Origin of the sequence: Vicingus serpentipes (assembly GCF_007993035.1) — a bacterium.
Lineage (GTDB): Bacteria > Bacteroidota > Bacteroidia > Flavobacteriales_E > Vicingaceae > Vicingus > Vicingus serpentipes.
In genome coordinates, this window is record NZ_VOOS01000006.1 from 12,581 (window position 1) to 30,667 (window position 18,087).

Here is an 18,087-nt window from a genome sequence, read left to right on the forward strand (position 1 = left end):
TTAGCATAAGAAGATAAAATTTATCTTTGTGCCAATGATTCAAAAAATAGTTATAATAATTTCAACGTTTTTCTTTTTACTTTCTATTCAAGTAAAAAGCCAAAATGCAGATTGCGATAATTTATTAGAATTAACAGATACTATTTATGTAGCTAAAAATGTTACTGGTTTTGGTAATAAGAAAGAATTTTCAGGTAATGATTTAGAAAATAAACTAGGGTTTGAAGAAGAAGCAAATTCAATATGGTATTTAATAAAAATGCCAGCAAACGGAAAGTTTACATTTGAAATTATAGCGCAAAATAAACAAGATGATTGGGATTTTTTATTGTATGAATATAAAAGTATGTTCTGCAAAAGAATAGATTCCAATAAAATTAAACCTATTAGAAGTAACTTATCCAGAAGTGCAGTAACAGGTTTGTCATTAACATCAACTCAAGAATATAGTGCTGCAGGGTTGAACGATAATTTTAGCAAGTTCGTTAATGTGCAAGAAGGTGATGAGTTTGTGTTGGTAGTTAATAATCCAAAAAAAGCAAACGCAACACATCAGTTAGTTCTGCATCTTCCTCAAAAAGAAAAAATAACTAAACCAGAAGAGGTAATAATTGAATCAAAACCAGATCTTAACAGAAAAAAGTTTACACTCGAAATAAAAAATAAATTAACAAAAGAAAAAATTCCTGCCAACGTAAGCATCAATGGGTTAAGAAATGATGCTATAGAGCTGTCTAATTTAACAATTTATGAAACTGAAGTAACTAAGCAAAACTATGAAGTCAACGTGATTGCATACGCAAAAGACTTTATGCTTTCTTCGTTTGATTATAAATTATCCAAAACAAAAGGGAGCGATAGAGAAATTATTTATTTAGAACCTATAGAGGAAGGAAAAAAAGTAAACTTAAAAAACATTCAGTTTTATGGTGAGCGGGCAGATTTTTTACCAACTGCAGAAGGCTCTTTGAATTCATTATTAAAATTTTTAGAGCAAAACTCAACAATTAAAATAGAGATAGAGGGGCATGTAAATGGTCCTGAAAAACCTAATACAAGTGCTTTTAAAAAGTTGTCATTTGCTAGAGCATTGGCAGTAAAAGATTATTTGGTTGAAAATGGTATTGATAGTAATCGAATTCAATATATTGGTTATGGAAATTCACAAATGCTTTTTCCTTATCCTATGAAAGAGGAAGAGCATTCAGCAAACAGAAGAGTAGAAGTAAAAATTATTTCAAAATGAGTATAATATTAGGAATTGAAACAGCTACAAAAATGTGTAGTGTTGCATTGAGCGATGGCAATGGTTTATTAGCTCTTAAAGAAGTTGGGGGAGAATATTCTCATGCTGAAAATTTAAATTTATTTGTAGCTGAAGTTTGTAAACAAGCTGGTAAAGAATTGAAAGATATTGACGCAATAGCAGTTAGTAAAGGACCTGGTTCTTACACCGGTTTGCGAATTGGAGTTTCTGCTGCCAAAGGGTTTTGCATTGCTCTAGATATACCTTTAATCAGTGTTGATACTCTAAAAGCTATGGCTAAGAGCCAAAATCATCAAAATTCACTTTTTTGCCCAATGATAGATGCTCGGAGAATGGAGGTTTATACTGCTCTTTATACAGCTAATAATGATGAGGTTTCAGCTATTGAAGCTAAAATAATCGATGAAAATTCTTATAAAAAAGAATTAGAACATGGTAAGATTGTTTTCTTTGGAGATGGAGCAGAAAAATGTAAGGCAACATTTGGAAATCATCCAAATGCTATTTTTGTTCAAGGGGTTCATCCTTCGGCAAAATTTGTTAACGAATTAGCGTTTGAAAAATTTAAAAGAAAAGAATTTGAAGATGTAGCTTACTTCGAGCCTTTTTATTTAAAAGATTTTATAGCTACAACGCCTAAGAAATTACTCTAATTGCAATCAATAGTTTTTTCAGAACTGTTAAAGTTTATTTTTTTTATTGATTTTTTAATTTCAATTAACTCAAAAGGGAAAACAATAGCTTGGGTAGTTAAACATTTTTCACCAGCTTTAGTTTCAAAATAATTTACAATAATTTCATTTTTTGTTTCAGTAATTTTTTCTATTTCTAATCCATAACCACCATTGTTTTTTGCTCCTATTGCAACTAAAAGTAATTGGTTTTTAGCGAAATCAATTTTTGGAATTTGAGGAGTGTCAGAAGTTCTACTCCATATTTTTTGCCAGATATCTTCAAAGCCAGCTTGGCTTGTAATTACTTTTGTTGTTGGATTTTCGAAACCACCATTAGTACTCTTTTCAATACTTTTAAAAGGAATTTCTATGATGTTAGAAGTTGTGTTTTTAGTGTTTGCACACGAAAAAAGTATTATGGATAAAATTATAGTCAAATATTTCATAGTTAATTTATTACATTACACCCATAGGCGTTCTTATTCCTTTTTTGTTTCCGCACTTTCTTGGAGATGAGCAAGATGTGATTAGTCCAATTAAAAACAAAATCAATGCCAGTTTGGTTAAGGTTTTCATATTTAAAAAATTATTTCAAACAAGATAAGTATTTTTTTATGGTTTCTTCTAACCCAAAATACAATGCATCACAAATTAAAGCATGTCCAATTGAAACTTCTTTAAGGTTAATAATATTGTTTTTAAAGTAATTTAGATTCTCCAGATTTAAATCATGGCCAGCATTAATTTCAAGACCTAAACTATTTGCTAAGTCAGCTGCTTTAACATACTCAGCAATAGCTATCTCATTATTTTTTGGAAAATCTTCGGCATAAGGACCTGTGTAAAATTCAATTCTATCAGTTCCAGTTTCAATTGCATTTTCAATATTAACTAGTTGCGTATCAACAAAAATTGAAGTTCTAATGTTGTTCTGTTTAAATTCTTTAATCACTTCTTTTAAAAAGTCTTTTTGCTTAAGTGTATCCCAACCAGCATTAGATGTTAAAACTCCTGGAGGGTCTGGCACAAGAGTTACTTGTTCTGGTTTGTTTTCTAACACCAAATTAATAAATTGAGTGTTAGGGAACCCCTCAATATTAAACTCAGTGGTTACTACTTTTTTTAAGTCATAAACATCTTGATATCGAATATGCCTTTCGTCTGGTCTAGGATGAATAGTAATTCCTTGAGCGCCAAATTTTTCACAATCTTTAGCAACTTGAACTAGATTAGGAAGGTTTCCTCCCCTCGCATTTCTTATAGTTGCTATTTTATTAATGTTTACACTTAATTTTGTCATAGTATAATTTGTACTTTTGAGTAAGATTGTACGTTTTACAAACAAAGGTAAAACTTATTGAATAAAAAATATGACTGCATCAGAATTAATATCATTTGACATACCTCCATTAAAACTTTCAGATAGTGGAGAAAAGACATTAGAATGGATGGAAGAATTTAAGGTGAAAGATTTGCCAGTAATTCATGATAGAAAATATGTTGGTATTATAGAAGAGTCGGATGTGTTGGACAGAAATAACTTAGAAGATAAGATAAGTACTTACAATCTTAATTTTAGAAAACCTTTTATTTATCAGCATCAACATTTGTTTGAAGCTATTTCTCAGTTGGTAGAAAATGATGTTGATGTATTACCCGTTTTAAATAGTGATGATGAATTTTTAGGTTTAATTACTATTAAAGCAATTATTGAATTTTTTGCGCAAACAGTTTCGATAGATAATGCAGGAAGTATAATAACTTTGGAGTTAAATATTAAAGATTATTCATTGGCTGAAATCGCTAAAATTGTAGAATCTGATGATGCTAAAATATTGGCTTCTTTTATTACTTCACATAAAGAATCGACTAAAATGGAGGTTACTTTAAAGATTAATAAAACTGATATTACACGAATACTTCACACTTTTGATAGATTTAGCTATACTGTTACGGCTTCTTATAACGAAAGTGAATATCACGAAGATTTAAAAAATAGATATGATGAGTTCATGAGATTTTTAAATCCTTAAAAATCTTAGTCTTGAGTTCGTTTTACAGGAAAATTATTTTTGTCTTACTTGTTTTTGCTTGCCATATAAGTATTGCTCAAGAAAATTTACCTGCCTTAAATATTGTTTCCGAAATAAAAATTATTGGGAACAAAACAACCAAAGAGCATATTATATTAAGAGAATTACCCTTTAGTGTTGGGGATACTATTAATCCTGAAAATTTAACGGAAATAATAGAGCGAACTAGGAGTAATCTTTTTATTACTTCTTTATTCAACTTCGTTACGATTGAAACTGCTTATTTTCATGATACGTTTTTATCATTTTACATCACAGTTGAAGAACGCTGGTATTGGTGGCCACTTCCTATTTTCGAAATTCAAGAAACTAACTTTAATACCTGGTGGATTGATAAAGATATGGATCGGGTAAACTACGGGATGTATGTTGCAAAAGAAAATTTTAGAGGACGAAAAGAACGGCTGACATTTAAGTTGCAAGGGGGATACACGGAAAAAATAGGTTTTAATTATAGTGTGCCTTATGTAAATAAAAAGCAAACACAAGGATTAGATGTTTCATTCAGTTACAGTAGAAATAGAGAGATAAACTACAACACGTTAAATAATTTACGCCTCTTTTACAAGGATGAAAACGGTTATGTGAAAAAGCAAATCAACACAAGTTTATCTTATGTACTAAGACCAAAACTTTACAATAGTCATAGTTTTCAAATTTCTTACACAAGTGTAGATTTGGTAGATTCTGTCTTGTTTTTTAACAGTGAGCTTTTATCAAGAAATAACAATCAATCCGATTTTTTTAGTGCAACTTACTATCTTAAAAGAGATAAGAGAAATAACAAAGCTTATCCAACTCAGGGTTATTTTTATGATTTTCAATTAACTCAAAATGGATTAGGAGTTTTAGATAAAGAAATTAATAACTCTTACTTAAAGATTGGATATCGAAAATTTATAAAACTTGCGCATAAAACTTACTGGGCAGGATTAGTTAAAGGTAAAGTTTCATTTACGGAAGTGCCTTATGGCTTGTTAGGTGGATTGGGTTATCAAAATCAATTGGTTAGAGGGTACGAATATTATGTAGTAAATGGAAATCATTTTGGATTGTTTAAAACTCAAATGAGGTATGGTTTAATTGAAGATAAAATATTTAAAATAAAGCCTTTGCCTTTTGATAAGTTTAATAAAGTACCAATTTCAATTTATATTGGAGCCTATTTTGATGCAGGTTATGTTAGTGAAAATGAAACCACAACCAACCCTAATTTTTTAAATGATGCTTGGCTTTATGGTGGAGGAGCTTCAATAGATTTTGTGAGTTATTACGATATGGTTTTTAGATTAGAGTATTCAATTAATAGATTAAATGAAAAAGGGTTGTTTATACACTTTATAGCTCCTTTGTAAAAACATTTCATTAATTTTCAAATTACAAAGCAATTTAACGTGAGAGTAGCAATATACAGTAGAGAACTACCTGAAAAACATTTTGATTTTGTTCAAGAATTATTGAATAAACTATTGATTAGTAATATCGAAGTTTTTGTATTTAGTCATTTTTATAATTTTCTAACAAATAAAATAGATTTACATAGTTCTGTTCAGCAATTTAGTTCTCATTTCGATTTAGTTGGTATTGATTTCTTATTTAGCATAGGAGGAGATGGAACTTTATTAGAAACAACAACTTTAGTTCGCGAAAAAGAAATTCCTGTAATGGGTATTAATACAGGACGTTTGGGGTTTTTATCTACCATAGCGACAAATGAAATAGATTTTGCAATAGACAGCCTTAAAAAAGGAGAGTTTTATCTTGATACTCGAACATTACTCAGCTTAGAGATGGATGAAAATCCTTTTTTTGAATATAATTTAGCTTTGAATGAAGTTACATTGCAAAAAAAAGATACATCATCAATGATTACAATACATACTTTTTTAGATGGCAACTTTTTAAATACATACTGGGCTGATGGATTAATAATTGCTACACCAACTGGATCAACTGCATATTCGCTCAGTTGTAATGGACCAATAGTATTGCCAAATTCTGGTAATATTATAATAACTCCAATTGCTCCTCATAATTTAAATGTGAGACCTTTAGTAATTCCAGATAATATTGAATTAACACTTAAAGTTGAAGGGCGAACTGATAATTTTTTGGTTGCCTTAGATTCTAGATCTGAATCAGTAGCTGTTTCTTCAGAGTTAAAAATTAAAAAGTCAAAAAACCAAATTTCTTTAATTAGATTAACGGGCCACGATTATTTAAGTACCCTCCGTAATAAGTTAATGTGGGGTGTTGACAAAAGAAATTAAATTCACGTTAAATTTCATGTTTCAACAGAATAATTTTGGATGTTTAGCAAATAAAGTAATATATTTGCCATTGGTCTTATTTATAATGAATTAAGAAAAGAAATGCAAAGAATTTTTATTATACTAATAACAATTTTACTTACACCAGTCTTGACGAACGCTCAAAAATGGAAGCGTAATCGTGTTGAATATTCTTTTGGTTTAGGAGCAACTAACTTTTTGGGAGATTTAGGAGGTAGAGATCAAGTTGGAACGAACGGAATTCAGGATTTTGAGCTTAGAGCAACAAGGATGGGAGCTGTATTAGGTTATCGTTACCAATTAGGAGAAAGTTGGTTTGCAAGAGGTAACTTTAATTACGTAATGGTTAGTGGTGATGATGCATTAACGGAAGAACCAGCAAGAAACGCACGTCAATTGAGTTTTAGATCCCATATATTAGAGCTTTCAGGGCAGTTAGAATACATGCTTGTAAAACAAAAAAGTGGACATTTATATCGTTTAAGAGGGGTTAGAGGAAAATCTTGGTTTAGATTCGAAGTTTATGTTTTTGGAGGTCTTGGTGGAATTTGGTTCAATCCACAATCAAGAAACCAAGCAGGTGATTGGGTTTCGTTAAAAAACTTAAATACAGAAGGTCAAGGACTACCTGGTGGACCAAAAGATTATAGCGGATTTACTGTGGTTGTACCATATGGTATAGGGATAAGAAGAAATCTTGGGGGCAACACTAGACAAGGAATGTGGACTATTGGATTGGAATTGAGTATGAGAAAAACATTTTCTGATTATATAGATGATGTTAGTGATGTTTATTATTCTGATGGAGACAAATCTCCTCTAGCCATAGCAGAAGCTTATGGCGAAGAAGCTTTGTATTTTCATGATCCTTCAGGGCTGTATAACGAAGGAGGTTATACAGAGCCTCAGCAAAGAGGTGATAAAAGTGATAACGATGCTTATATGATGGGGATAATTTCTTTAAACTACAAGATTGGAAGAAGAAGAAGAAATCTTCCTAAATTCTAAAAAATCTGTGCAATTAATTGTCTTTTTAAGCGTTATTAACTGCTAAACAGTTATGCGGATATCATTTTTATTTCTATTTTTTATTTTATTTGGAGGGTTTGTTAAAAGTCAGCATGTGGAAATAGGCATGTTTGGTGGTACAACTTATTACCTAGGAGAATTAAACCCTGGAGTTCCATTTGTTAATAAACCTAGACCAGTTATTGGTGTTTTATATCGTAAAAATTGGAGTAAGCGATATGCTTTAAGATTAAGTGCAAATTACGGGAAGTTAGCAGCTGAAGATAAAATGAATAGTTCTGACTGGAGTGGTTTTCGAGAGTTGTCTTTTTCTTCTTCTATTCTTGAGGCTTCAGGTGTTTTAGAGTTTAACTTTTTACCCTATCAAATTAACAATTACAATACCTCTCCGTTTACCCCTTTTGTTTATATTGGTATAGCTGCCTTTCAGGTAAAACCAAGTGTTAAAAATATGACTTCAGGAATAGAAACAAAAGGAAGTTCGTTAATAGCTCCTTCAATACCTTTTGGGTTTGGATTAAAATTTGATTTTTTTAGAAACTTAGGTCTTGCAATAGATTGGGGTATACGAAAAACATTTACAGATAAGTTGGATGGACTTGATGAAACTTACTTGAACGGTTATCAGTTAAGTAATTCTCAAAATAACGACTGGTACTCTTTTGTTGGTATTTCTTTAAATTATAAAATTTTAACAAAAAGAGATAGATGTCCAGTTGCAAAATAGGCTTATTAATACCATCTTTGCGTCTTTTGAAAAAATGTGTGGTTTAAAGTAAATGAGTTTCAAAGATTTAATAGATAGAACTAAGCTTCCTCAGCATGTAGCAATAATTATGGATGGGAATGGAAGATGGGCTAAAGAGCATAATAAACCTAGAGTTTATGGGCATAAGCATGGAGTTATTTCAGTTAGAAATATTGTTGAAGGAGCTGGCGAAATTGGATTGAAGCACTTAACACTTTATGCCTTTTCAACTGAAAATTGGAATAGGCCTAAATTTGAAGTAACAGCATTAATGCAATTATTGGTTAATACAATTAGCAAAGAGGTGGATACACTTCATAAAAATGGTGTAAAACTTACAACTATTGGAGATTTAAATAGTTTACCTAATAATTGCAATAAAGAATTAGAACGAGCTACTGAATTAACTAAAAATAACACTGGTTTAAATTTAATTTTAGCTTTAAGTTATAGTTCTAAATGGGAAATACTGAAAGCTGTCAAGTCTATAGCTAAAGATGCAGTTGATAATAATCTTAATATTGATGAAATTGATGAAGCTGTTTTTGATTCTTATCTAGAAACTAAAACGATTCCAGATCCTGAACTATTAATAAGAACTAGTGGAGAGCACCGAATTAGTAATTTTTTACTTTGGCAAATTGCTTACGCAGAATTCTTTTTTTCAAATAAATTGTGGCCTGACTACAGAAAAGAAGATCTTTTTGAGGCAATTGTTAATTTTCAAAAGCGAGAGAGAAGATTCGGACTTACTAGCGATCAACTATCAAATTAATAGATGAAATATATTTTATATACAATATTACTCCTTATACCTTTTTACTCTTCTGCACAGTTTTCTATTAACTCTGATTTAGAAGATATTAGCTATGCTAATCCAAAGGAATATGAAATAGGCGGTGTTATTGTTTCAGGAACACAATTTTTTGATACTGACGCAATAATTTCATTGTCGGGGTTGACAGTTGGAGATCAATTGAAAGTGCCAGGTGATAAAATTTCTAAAGCAATTAAAAATCTTTGGGAGCAAAAACTTTTTTCTGATGTAAAGCTCGTTGTAAATAAGGTTGAAGGGAATAAAATATTTTTAGAAATACGTATTACCGAATTGCCTAGATTATCAAAGTATAAGTTTGAAGGAGTTAAAAAAGGGAAGCAAAAAGATTTAAGAGAAGAGATTGGTTTAATTAGGGGTAAAGTTGTAACGGAAAATCTTATCTTATCTACTCAAAATAAAGTAAAAAATTACTTTTTAAATAAAGGATACTTAAATACTCAAGTTGAAATTACACAAGAGAAAGATACCTCTTTTGCAAATAATATTACCCTAAATATTAAAGTAAAAATTAATAAAAGAACGAAGATTAAGGATATAAATTTTTACAATAATCCTTCAATAAAATCTAAAAAACTAAGGAAGGGATTTAAAGATACAAAAAGAAGAAGATTTTATAATATTTTTTCAGTATCAAAGTATATACCAAACTCTTACGAGTCTGAAAAAAATAATGTTATTGAAAAATATAATGAAAAAGGTTATCGAGATGCTAAAATTTCAATAGATTCGGTTTATAAAATAAATAGCAAGTTAGTTAGTATTGATATTACTTTAGATGAAGGGCGTCAATATTATTTTAGAGATGTAAAATGGGTTGGAAACACAATTCATTCTTCTACAGAATTGAATAGAATATTGGATATTAAATCAGGAGATGTTTACAATAAAAAAATATTGGATGATCGTTTGTTTATGAATCAAAATGGAAGAGATGTTAGCTCTCTTTATTTAGATGATGGGTATTTATTCTTTAATATTAGTCCAGTTGAAGTGAAAATAGATAATGATTCTATTGATCTAGAAATGCGAATTTACGAGGGTAAACAAGCTCGAATTAATAATGTTACAATAATTGGAAATTCTAAAACTAACGACCATGTTATTAGAAGAGAGATTAGAACCCGACCAGGTCAATTGTTTAGTCGTTCAGATATTATTAGAACTCAACGTGAATTAGCTCAATTAGGTTATTTTAACCCAGAAACTTTAGGTGTAAACCCTAAGCCTGATGCTGAAAATGGTACGGTTGATATTGAGTATGTTGTGGAAGAAAAACCATCTGATCAAGTTGAACTTTCTGGTGGATGGGGTGGTGGCCGAGTAATCGGTACATTAGGAGTTTCATTTAATAATTTCTCTGCAAGAAATATTTTTAAAGGAAATGCATGGAGACCTTTACCTGCTGGTGATGGTCAGAAATTAAGTTTAAGAGCTCAAACAAGTGGTAGATCATACCAGTCATATAGTTTCTCATTTACTGAGCCTTGGCTAGGAGGAAGAAAACCAAATTCATTGAGTTTTAGTTTATTTCATCAAGTTCAATCTAATGGGGCAACTAATGCTGAAGATTTGCAACGAATTAAGATTTATGGTGCTTCACTTGGTTTAGGGAGAAGACTTAAATTTCCGGATGATTTTTTTACGCTTTACAACGAAGTTTCTTACCAATATTATGTCCTAAATCAATATTTTTCAACTTTTGCATTCTCTGATGGTTTTGCAAATAACTTGAGCTTTAAGACAGTTTTATCTAGAAATTCGGTAGATAATCCAATTTATCCAAGAACGGGTTCTCAAACTACCTTAACATTACAATTAACGCCTCCTTACTCGATGTTTAGATCAAAGGATACTGATTATGAAAACATGAGTGCTCAAGAGAAATATAAGTTTACAGAGTATCATAAATGGAAATTCCAAACTTCATGGTTTTCTAAACTTGTAGGTAACTTGGTTTTAAATACAAAAGCTGGATTTGGTTATTTAGGTAGTTATAATGCTGATTTAGAATCGCCTTTTGAGCGTTTTTATTTAGGTGGTGATGGTTTATCTGGATTTGCAATTGATGGTAGAGAGATTATAGCTTTAAGAGGGTTTGGAAGTGGTGATTTATCTCCAACTACAGGAGCTAGAGTTGTTTCAAAATATACAGCAGAATTGCGTTATCCAGTTACCTTAAATCCCTCAGCTACAATTTATGGTCTGGTTTTTGGAGAGGCTGGTAACTCATGGAGTGAGTTTAGTAAAGCTAATCCATTTCAAGTTAATAAGTCGGCAGGTTTTGGTGTAAGAATTTACATGCCTTTCTTCGGAATGCTTGGATTAGATTGGGGGTATAGATTTGATCAAATACCTGGAAGAACTGACCCTAACAGTCGTACAGAAATACACTTTAGTATAGGTGGAAATATTAACGGCTGGTAATTTTAAGTTAAATCGACTCATGTAAATTGAGTTTAAAATTAGGAGGAACAAGTTATGAAAAACGTAAAAAAAGTAGTAAAAACATTAGCAATAGCATTATTATTTATTTCAGCAACATCAGCATCAGCTCAAAAGTTTGCTTATGTTGATACTGAATACATATTGAGTAATATTCCAGAATACAAAGAAGCACAAGAAGAGTTAGATAAACTATCTATTGAGTGGCAAAAGCAGTTAGAAAGAAGGTATTCTGAAATTGATAAGATGTATAAAAACTATCAGGCTGAGCAAATTTTGCTTACAGAAGACATGAAAATTAAGAGAGAAGACGAGATTATCAAAAAAGAGAAAGAAGCAAAAGAATATCAAAAATTAAAATTTGGTGTTGAAGGCGAACTTTTTCAAAAGCGCCAAGAGTTGGTTAAACCAGTTCAGGACAAAGTTTATCAAGCGGTGCAAGATGTAGCTAACATTAGTAGCTTAGATATCGTTTTTGATAAGTCTAGCGGGTTAACAGTTTTATTTTCGAATGCAAAATACAACAAGAGTGATGCCGTGCTAAAAAAGATGGGATACAAACCGGGAGAATCTAAATAATAATATATATTTACAAACTTGAATTTAAAAAGAATAACAGATATGAAAGCAATAAAATTAATAGTATTAGTAGCAGTTGTAGCTTTATCTACAGCAGCGTTTGGTCAAAAAACAACTAAAATTGGTCACATTAACTCAAACGACTTATTATCAGCAATGCCTGAAAGAGCTACAATTCAAAAAGAATTAGAAGACCACGCAAACCAGTTAAGAGCTACTTTAGAAGCAATGCGTAAAGAATACGAAACTAAAGTTGCTGAATTTCAGACAAAACAAGATGTGATGACTGAAGTGATTAAGAAATCTAAAATTAAAGAAATTACTGATTTAGAAGGAAGAATTACTGAGTTTCAACAAACTGCTGAAGCGGATTTACAGAAAAAAGAACAAGATTTATTACAACCAATTATTGATAAAGCTAAAGAAGCAATTGATGCTGTAGCTAAAGAAGGAAACTTTACTTACGTTTTGGATAGTAGTGTAGGTGTTGTGTTATATTCTGTAGAGAGTGATGACATTTTACCTTTGGTTAAGAAAAAATTGAGCATTCAATAAGAAAATTTGATTAAATTAATCCCGGCTAACTAGTCGGGATTTTTTTTTGTCTTATATTTTGAATACAAGTAATCTAAATATTAATTCGCAATCGCCAATTGGACTTTTTGATTCTGGTTTGGGAGGATTGTCTATTTGGAAGGAATTACATGCCTTATTACCAAATGAACAAACCATTTATTTGGCCGACAACAAAAATGCACCTTATGGTGAAAAATCAAAAGATGAAATAATTTCTTTTAGCATAAAGAATACGGAATATTTAATTACTAAAGGGTGTAAAATTATTGTAGTAGCATGTAATACGGCGACTACCAATGCAATAAAAATATTAAGAGAAAATTACGATGTGCCTTTTATAGGAATTGAGCCAGCAATAAAACCAGCAGCTTTACAAAGTAAAACACATAAAATTGGAGTGTTAGCAACCAAAGGAACATTAAGTAGTGAACTGTTTATTTCTACTTCTAACCAATTTAGAGACTCTAAAGACTTTGTTGAAGTTGTAGGAACAGGATTGGTGCAATTAATAGAAGAAGGGCGAATAAACGAAACAGAAGAGCTTTTACGAAACTATTTAGCTCCAATGATTAAAGCTGATGTAGATAACATTGTTTTAGGTTGCTCGCATTACCCTTTTTTAATACCTATTATTAAAAAAATAATACCCGAGCATATAAATATTATTGATTCAGGTATTGCAGTTGCCAAGCAAACTAAAAACATTTTAGAACAAAATGGGTTGTTATTGGCTCAACCAAAAATAACTGAAAATTATTTTTATACTAATGCTAATCTATTATTGCTAACCCAATTTTTAACCCAAAATGAGGTGAAGACCAATAAGGTTTTTTTTGAAGAGTTTTAATTATTCTCATTAATTAAACTCAAATATAATTCTTCATACATTGGTAATACTTTTTTAATGTCGAACAATTGAGCTTGAGCAAAAGCGTTGTTTTTAAAAGTGGTTAAGGTATTTTCATCTTTTAAAATTGATAAAGCATTTTTAGCCATATCTTCTACATCACCAACATTACTTAAAAAACCAGAAAAACCTTGCTTGTTTACTTCAGGCAATCCACCAGTATTGGTAGAAATTACAGGTACTTTAGCTGCCATGGCTTCAAGAGCTGCCAATCCAAAACTTTCTGTTTGTGAAGGCAATAAAAATAAATCGGAAGCAGCTAAAATACGTTCGGTATCTTTTACTTTTCCTAAAAATTTGATGGCATCGCAAGCGTGCAATTCGCGGCAAAGTTCTTCCATTTTATGTCGTTCAGGACCATCACCAACCATTATTAATTTAGCAGGAATTTGCTTTCTTACAATATCAAAAATTTTAATAACATCTTGTACTCGCTTTACCTCTCTAAAATTGGAAATATGCATCAGTACTTTTTCGTCATTAGGAGCAAACGATTTTTTTAAATTATCTACACAACCTTTGAAAACTTGCTCTTCTAAACAAATAAAGTTGGGAATAACGTGTATATCTCTTTTAATATCAAAATGCTCATAGGTATCTTGCTTTAAGCTTTCTGAAACAGCAGTTACAGCATTAGATTCGTTTATGGCAAAGGTAATTACCGGTTCAAAAGAGGCGTCTTTACCCACTAAGGTTATATCTGTTCCGTGAAGGGTAGTAATAAAAGGAATGTTTATGCCTTCATTTGCTAAAATGTGTTGTGCCATATATGCTGCAGAAGCATGAGGTATTGCATAATGCACGTGTAAAATATCTAATTTCTCAAATTTAACTACATCAACTAGTTTACTGGTTAAAACCAGTTCATAAGGCTGGTAATCAAACAAAGGGTAGTCAGATACTTTTACCTCGTGGTAAAATATGTTTTCAGAAAAAATATCTAATCGAACCGGCTGTTGATAAGTTATAAAATGAACATTATGACCTTTGCTAGCTAAAGCTTTTCCTAACTCTGTTGCAACAACTCCACTACCTCCAAATGTTGGGTAACACACTATTCCTATATTCATTTATTTATTTGTTTTAATATTTTATTGCCTCTACTTTTTATACCAGCACTGCCATGTGGTATAAGGTTTTCAATGCTTATTTTTAATTCGTTTTTTATGTCAGGATACTGTTTACTTAAATTGTAGGCAACAGTCATACTAAATGCTTTAATTGCTATAGGTTGATTAACATCGTTTAAAAATTCAAAACACCGATTTAAAATTATTCCTTGGTGTTTTTCAGGGATTTTTGTGTATTGCAAAGCTCTTAGAATGTTTCTGGTAACAGCATCATGGTTATTTGGTTTATGCAGTTCATTTATAAAAATGTCATAATATTTAGCCAATAAATTAGGCTTTTTTTCTGCAATAAAACCAAGAGGCCAAGCTGCTCGTTGAGTTGTTCTAATGGGTCCTTCTACAAAAATTTTCATTAGTTCATCCATTTTTTCTGGATGCTCACAAATTTCATTTACAATTAAATTTGTTGTAGTTTTTGAATGCTCGCTTTCTAACAAGGACTTAAAATTCATGGTTTAAAGTTAGGATTTTACTTCAATTAATATTTTAAAACTTTAGTAACTTTGTATAAAATTATAGCGCAATACAAAAGCTCAAACACCGTTAGTTTAATAAAATAACGAATTATGCAAACGCCTAAAATCCCTTCTTTTTTTAAATCAAAAAAACCAGATCAATTTTATTTTGAGCCACGTTATTACGATGCTCGAAAAGAAAAAATGAAGGAGCGTTACGATAGAATTTCGAGAGAAGTAAGTTCTGAAAAATCAGCACAGACAGACAGAGAAGTTTTTCGATCTAATTTAAGAGAAAGTTGGGGGTATAATAGAGGACAAAAAACAGGATTTAATTACCGCGTGTTATTTTATATTGTGATTTTAACCGGTCTTGCTTACTATTACTTGTTTAGGTAATTTTAGTTATCGAAGTACTGATTAATTAGCGCTGTTTTTATTCCAAAAGAAATCCAATTTGTAGAGCTATTTGAATAATCATTTTTAACAGTTCTATTATTTACTCCAAGCTGTATAATTGTTTGCATTTCAGGATTTAATACGAACGACACTTTTAGTGAGTTGTTCATGATTTTAGTGTTAATTCCTCCTCCTGTGTTATATCCATAATCTTGTTCTCTATTGTTGTAAGGTTGATAAATATTTTGGCCAACACTAAAGTTATTGCTATCCAACCCAACTGATGCTAAAGAAGTCATAGCTTCAAAAATCCAACGCTTATTATTGTAAGTAATACCTCCAACAACTTCATTAAAATTAGCTCCTAAAGGATGAGCCAATGGAGAGTTAAAATGTCCATAATTTTGCAATGTATTTAACGTGCTTGCATCTTGGTAATAACTATAAGTAAAAGGACGAACAACATTATATTCGGCTTGTACTTTTAAATTGTTAATACCTAAAAAATCGTAAGATTTAAATCCTAATTGAATCGCATATTTGTTGGCCCACCATCCATTATTATCTCTTAATTCTTTTAATAAAAACTCATCTAACAGTAATTGGCTATAAAGAATATTTTTCTTTTTGATTCTGACTTTTAAGCTTCCACCAAGCAAGGCATTGTCAGCTGAGCCTTGATGGTACTCAGCTGGACGTAAAAACAAAACCGGATTTAAGTAGTTTAAGTCATAACCTCTGTAATAATTATCTTCTTGTGCTTGAAAAATTATACTTTCGAAAAAGCCGATATTTAACCACTTTGTTGCATTATAACTTAAGTAATGAATGGTAGCAAATTTTTGTCGGTAGTCTGAATAATTACCACTAGAGTAATTTATATCTTGAAAGTTAGTATACAAGGCCATGTATTTAATTTTCCAAATGTTGGCAGTAACTTTTAAATAAGGGTAGCTATTGGCATAGTCGCTTAATAATAATGAACGATATCCATCACCAATAAAATGTTTTCCTACACCTGCTTGTATTGTGAAAATATCGTTCGGCGTAAAAGTTAAGTTTCCCTGGTAATACATAGCTTGGTTATCTTTTGTATAACCATAACCTTGACCAGTATTTTGTGTTTTTAAAAGCAAATCAATATGGCTTGGATAGTTCGATTTATCAGCAATAAAAGCAAATTGGCCACTCCACTTTTTGCCTATGTAAGTTTTAAAATTTAATCCAAAAGCTAATTCATTTAAACTTCTAGATGTAGTTTGTGATTTTTCTATACCAGCTCCAAGGTTAATAATTGGTGAAGCTAAGATTGCTAGCTCTTTTTCAATAGATGTGTTAGGCTTGTCAGAATTCATTAATACCTTAACAAATCCAGAATTGGTGTTTACATTTAAATTGTAAATGGTTGAATCATAATTGAAATTTTGATTTAACTCATTTGCTGAATAAGGTTGTATACTTGGATGAGAATTTGGAGCAGTATCGATCTGTTTTTTAAACAAAAGTTCTAAAGTTCTATTATTAGAAACATTGTAATTCTGAGACTTTACTGAATCGGTAAAGCAAAGAAATGTTAATAGGGGAAATATGTATATTATTTTTTTGATGATGCTTTTTTTAGGGTTAAGAAAAATGGAATTTGAACAGTTATTAGTACTGCTGAAATTATTACAAAAAAGGAATAACTTGGATTAAATTCTTGAGCTGCAACACAAGCTCCAACTACTAATAAGTTGAATATGTAAATTATTATTACAGTTTGTTTGTGTGATAAACCTAGGTCGATTAATCTATGATGAATGTGATTTCTATCAGCGGTAAATGGAGAGATACCTTTCATTGCTCTAAGTGTAAACACTCTAATAGTATCTGTTAAAGGATAAACTAATATACACATTGCTAAAATTGGTTTAGAAATATGGTTTATTGCTTCTGGTAAAACCAATGTTGAATCAAATTCGACTAACTCAATTGCTAAAACAGCAATTAAAAATCCAATTGTAAGCGAACCTGAATCGCCCATGAATATTTTAGCAGGATTAAAATTGAAAATTAAAAATCCTAATAATCCTCCAGCTAATGCAAAAGATATTACGGCATAATTTAAGTCGCCAGCAAAATAGAACCAAAACCCAAATAGAGTAGAAGCAATTAACCCAACACCAGAAGCAAGACCATCTACACCATCGATTAAATTGAAAGCATTGATAACTACAATGTAAGTAAAAACAGAAAGCATTATACCTGCCCAATCTGGAATCTCTCTAACTCCAAATAAGCCATGTAAACTTGTTAATCTAACATCTGCCATTAAAACCATAATAAATGCAACAAAAAGGTTTGCGGCTAATTTTTTTACTGGAGCTGTTCCGATTATATCATCTTTCATCCCTACAAAAAACATGATTAGCATTGCTGGTACTAAAAATTTAATTACACCAATTTCTTTAGAAGGTAACCATAACAAAAAGGAAAATAAGGTGCCAGCAAAAATCATCATCCCACCCATAGAAGGGGTACTTTCTGTGTGAAGTTTTCTTGCCTCTGAAGGCTCGTCAAATAGATGTTTCTTTTTAGCAACCGTAATAAAAGATGGTGTTGCTAAAAGCACAATCATAAAAGAGGTTAGTATGGGTAATAATAATATTGCCATGATTCA

The 18,087-nt window shown here is 30.9% G+C and carries 19 protein-coding genes; 13 read left to right on the forward strand and 6 right to left on the reverse strand.

Annotated elements, in window-relative coordinates; all coding sequences use genetic code 11:
- Positions 1-34 precede the first annotated feature (34 nt).
- Together FRY74_RS11460 and tsaB are read left to right on the forward strand one after the other, a co-directional pair.
- Positions 35-1,246 carry an OmpA family protein gene (locus FRY74_RS11460; protein WP_147101744.1) on the forward strand — a complete coding sequence of 404 codons (1,212 nt, stop codon included), beginning with the start codon at positions 35-37 and terminating at the stop codon, positions 1,244-1,246.
- Positions 1,243-1,920: a tRNA (adenosine(37)-N6)-threonylcarbamoyltransferase complex dimerization subunit type 1 TsaB gene (gene tsaB / locus FRY74_RS11465; RefSeq protein ID WP_147101746.1), complete on the forward strand. Its 678-nt coding sequence runs from the start codon at positions 1,243-1,245 to the stop codon at positions 1,918-1,920. The genes FRY74_RS11460 and tsaB overlap by 4 nt, the downstream gene beginning before the upstream one ends.
- On the opposite strand, the gene FRY74_RS11470 is transcribed toward tsaB, so the two are convergent.
- Together FRY74_RS11470 and FRY74_RS11475 are read right to left on the reverse strand one after the other, a co-directional pair.
- Positions 1,917-2,387 (reverse strand): protease complex subunit PrcB family protein, encoded by a 471-nt coding sequence (locus FRY74_RS11470; protein WP_147101747.1) that lies wholly within the window; start codon positions 2,385-2,387, stop codon positions 1,917-1,919. The two genes, tsaB and FRY74_RS11470, sit on opposite strands and share 4 nt — an antisense overlap.
- 140 nt (positions 2,388-2,527) lie before the next feature.
- The gene (locus tag FRY74_RS11475) at positions 2,528-3,241 is read right to left on the reverse strand and encodes a pyridoxine 5'-phosphate synthase (protein ID WP_147101749.1); all 714 of its coding nucleotides are present in this window, start codon (positions 3,239-3,241) and stop codon (positions 2,528-2,530) included.
- A gap of 70 nt (positions 3,242-3,311) precedes the next feature.
- On the opposite strand from FRY74_RS11475, the gene FRY74_RS11480 reads away from it, so the two are divergent.
- From FRY74_RS11480 to murI, 10 genes are all read left to right on the forward strand, one after another.
- Positions 3,312-3,974: a CBS domain-containing protein gene (locus FRY74_RS11480; RefSeq protein WP_147101751.1), complete on the forward strand. Its 663-nt coding sequence runs from the start codon at positions 3,312-3,314 to the stop codon at positions 3,972-3,974.
- 11 nt (positions 3,975-3,985) lie between these two features.
- Positions 3,986-5,389, forward strand: a complete 1,404-nt coding sequence (locus FRY74_RS11485) for a BamA/TamA family outer membrane protein (RefSeq protein ID WP_147101753.1) — start codon at positions 3,986-3,988, stop codon at positions 5,387-5,389.
- A gap of 39 nt (positions 5,390-5,428) precedes the next feature.
- Complete coding sequence (locus tag FRY74_RS11490) at positions 5,429-6,304, forward strand: NAD kinase (RefSeq protein ID WP_147101755.1); 876 nt, start codon at positions 5,429-5,431, stop codon at positions 6,302-6,304.
- 102 nt (positions 6,305-6,406) lie between these two features.
- On the forward strand, positions 6,407-7,333 hold the full coding sequence (locus FRY74_RS11495; protein WP_147101757.1) for a DUF6089 family protein: 927 nt from the start codon (positions 6,407-6,409) through the stop codon (positions 7,331-7,333).
- A gap of 52 nt (positions 7,334-7,385) precedes the next feature.
- Complete coding sequence (gene porG / locus FRY74_RS11500) at positions 7,386-8,081, forward strand: type IX secretion system protein PorG (RefSeq protein WP_170228023.1); 696 nt, start codon at positions 7,386-7,388, stop codon at positions 8,079-8,081.
- 52 nt (positions 8,082-8,133) lie between these two features.
- Positions 8,134-8,877, forward strand: a complete 744-nt coding sequence (locus FRY74_RS11505; RefSeq protein WP_147101761.1) for an isoprenyl transferase — start codon at positions 8,134-8,136, stop codon at positions 8,875-8,877.
- A 3-nt stretch (positions 8,878-8,880) separates the two neighbouring features.
- Complete coding sequence (gene bamA / locus FRY74_RS11510) at positions 8,881-11,364, forward strand: outer membrane protein assembly factor BamA (RefSeq protein WP_147101762.1); 2,484 nt, start codon at positions 8,881-8,883, stop codon at positions 11,362-11,364.
- Positions 11,365-11,418: 54 nt separating this feature from the next.
- Positions 11,419-11,961, forward strand: a complete 543-nt coding sequence (locus FRY74_RS11515; protein WP_147101764.1) for an OmpH family outer membrane protein — start codon at positions 11,419-11,421, stop codon at positions 11,959-11,961.
- Positions 11,962-12,003: 42 nt separating this feature from the next.
- Positions 12,004-12,516: an OmpH family outer membrane protein gene (locus tag FRY74_RS11520; RefSeq protein ID WP_147101766.1), complete on the forward strand. Its 513-nt coding sequence runs from the start codon at positions 12,004-12,006 to the stop codon at positions 12,514-12,516.
- Positions 12,517-12,574: 58 nt separating this feature from the next.
- Entirely contained in the window at positions 12,575-13,384 is an 810-nt protein-coding gene (murI, locus tag FRY74_RS11525) for a glutamate racemase (RefSeq protein WP_394344903.1), read from the forward strand.
- On the opposite strand, the gene bshA is transcribed toward murI, so the two are convergent.
- Together bshA and FRY74_RS11535 are read right to left on the reverse strand one after the other, a co-directional pair.
- Positions 13,381-14,514, reverse strand: a complete 1,134-nt coding sequence (bshA, locus tag FRY74_RS11530; RefSeq protein WP_147101768.1) for an N-acetyl-alpha-D-glucosaminyl L-malate synthase BshA — start codon at positions 14,512-14,514, stop codon at positions 13,381-13,383. The genes murI and bshA overlap by 4 nt on opposite strands.
- Positions 14,511-15,026, reverse strand: coding sequence for a hypothetical protein (locus tag FRY74_RS11535; RefSeq protein WP_147101770.1), 516 nt, complete (start codon positions 15,024-15,026; stop codon positions 14,511-14,513). Before FRY74_RS11535 ends, bshA begins: the two co-directional genes overlap by 4 nt.
- Before the next feature lie 114 nt (positions 15,027-15,140).
- Between FRY74_RS11535 and FRY74_RS11540 the strand changes: the two genes are divergently transcribed.
- On the forward strand, positions 15,141-15,428 hold the full coding sequence (locus FRY74_RS11540) for a hypothetical protein (protein ID WP_147101772.1): 288 nt from the start codon (positions 15,141-15,143) through the stop codon (positions 15,426-15,428).
- A gap of 2 nt (positions 15,429-15,430) precedes the next feature.
- On the opposite strand, the gene FRY74_RS11545 is transcribed toward FRY74_RS11540, so the two are convergent.
- Together FRY74_RS11545 and FRY74_RS11550 are read right to left on the reverse strand one after the other, a co-directional pair.
- Positions 15,431-16,930, reverse strand: coding sequence for a hypothetical protein (locus FRY74_RS11545; protein ID WP_147101774.1), 1,500 nt, complete (start codon positions 16,928-16,930; stop codon positions 15,431-15,433).
- Positions 16,931-17,022: 92 nt separating this feature from the next.
- The gene (locus FRY74_RS11550) at positions 17,023-18,081 is read right to left on the reverse strand and encodes a glycosyltransferase family 4 protein (RefSeq protein ID WP_147101776.1); all 1,059 of its coding nucleotides are present in this window, start codon (positions 18,079-18,081) and stop codon (positions 17,023-17,025) included.
- Positions 18,082-18,087: the final 6 nt, after the last annotated feature.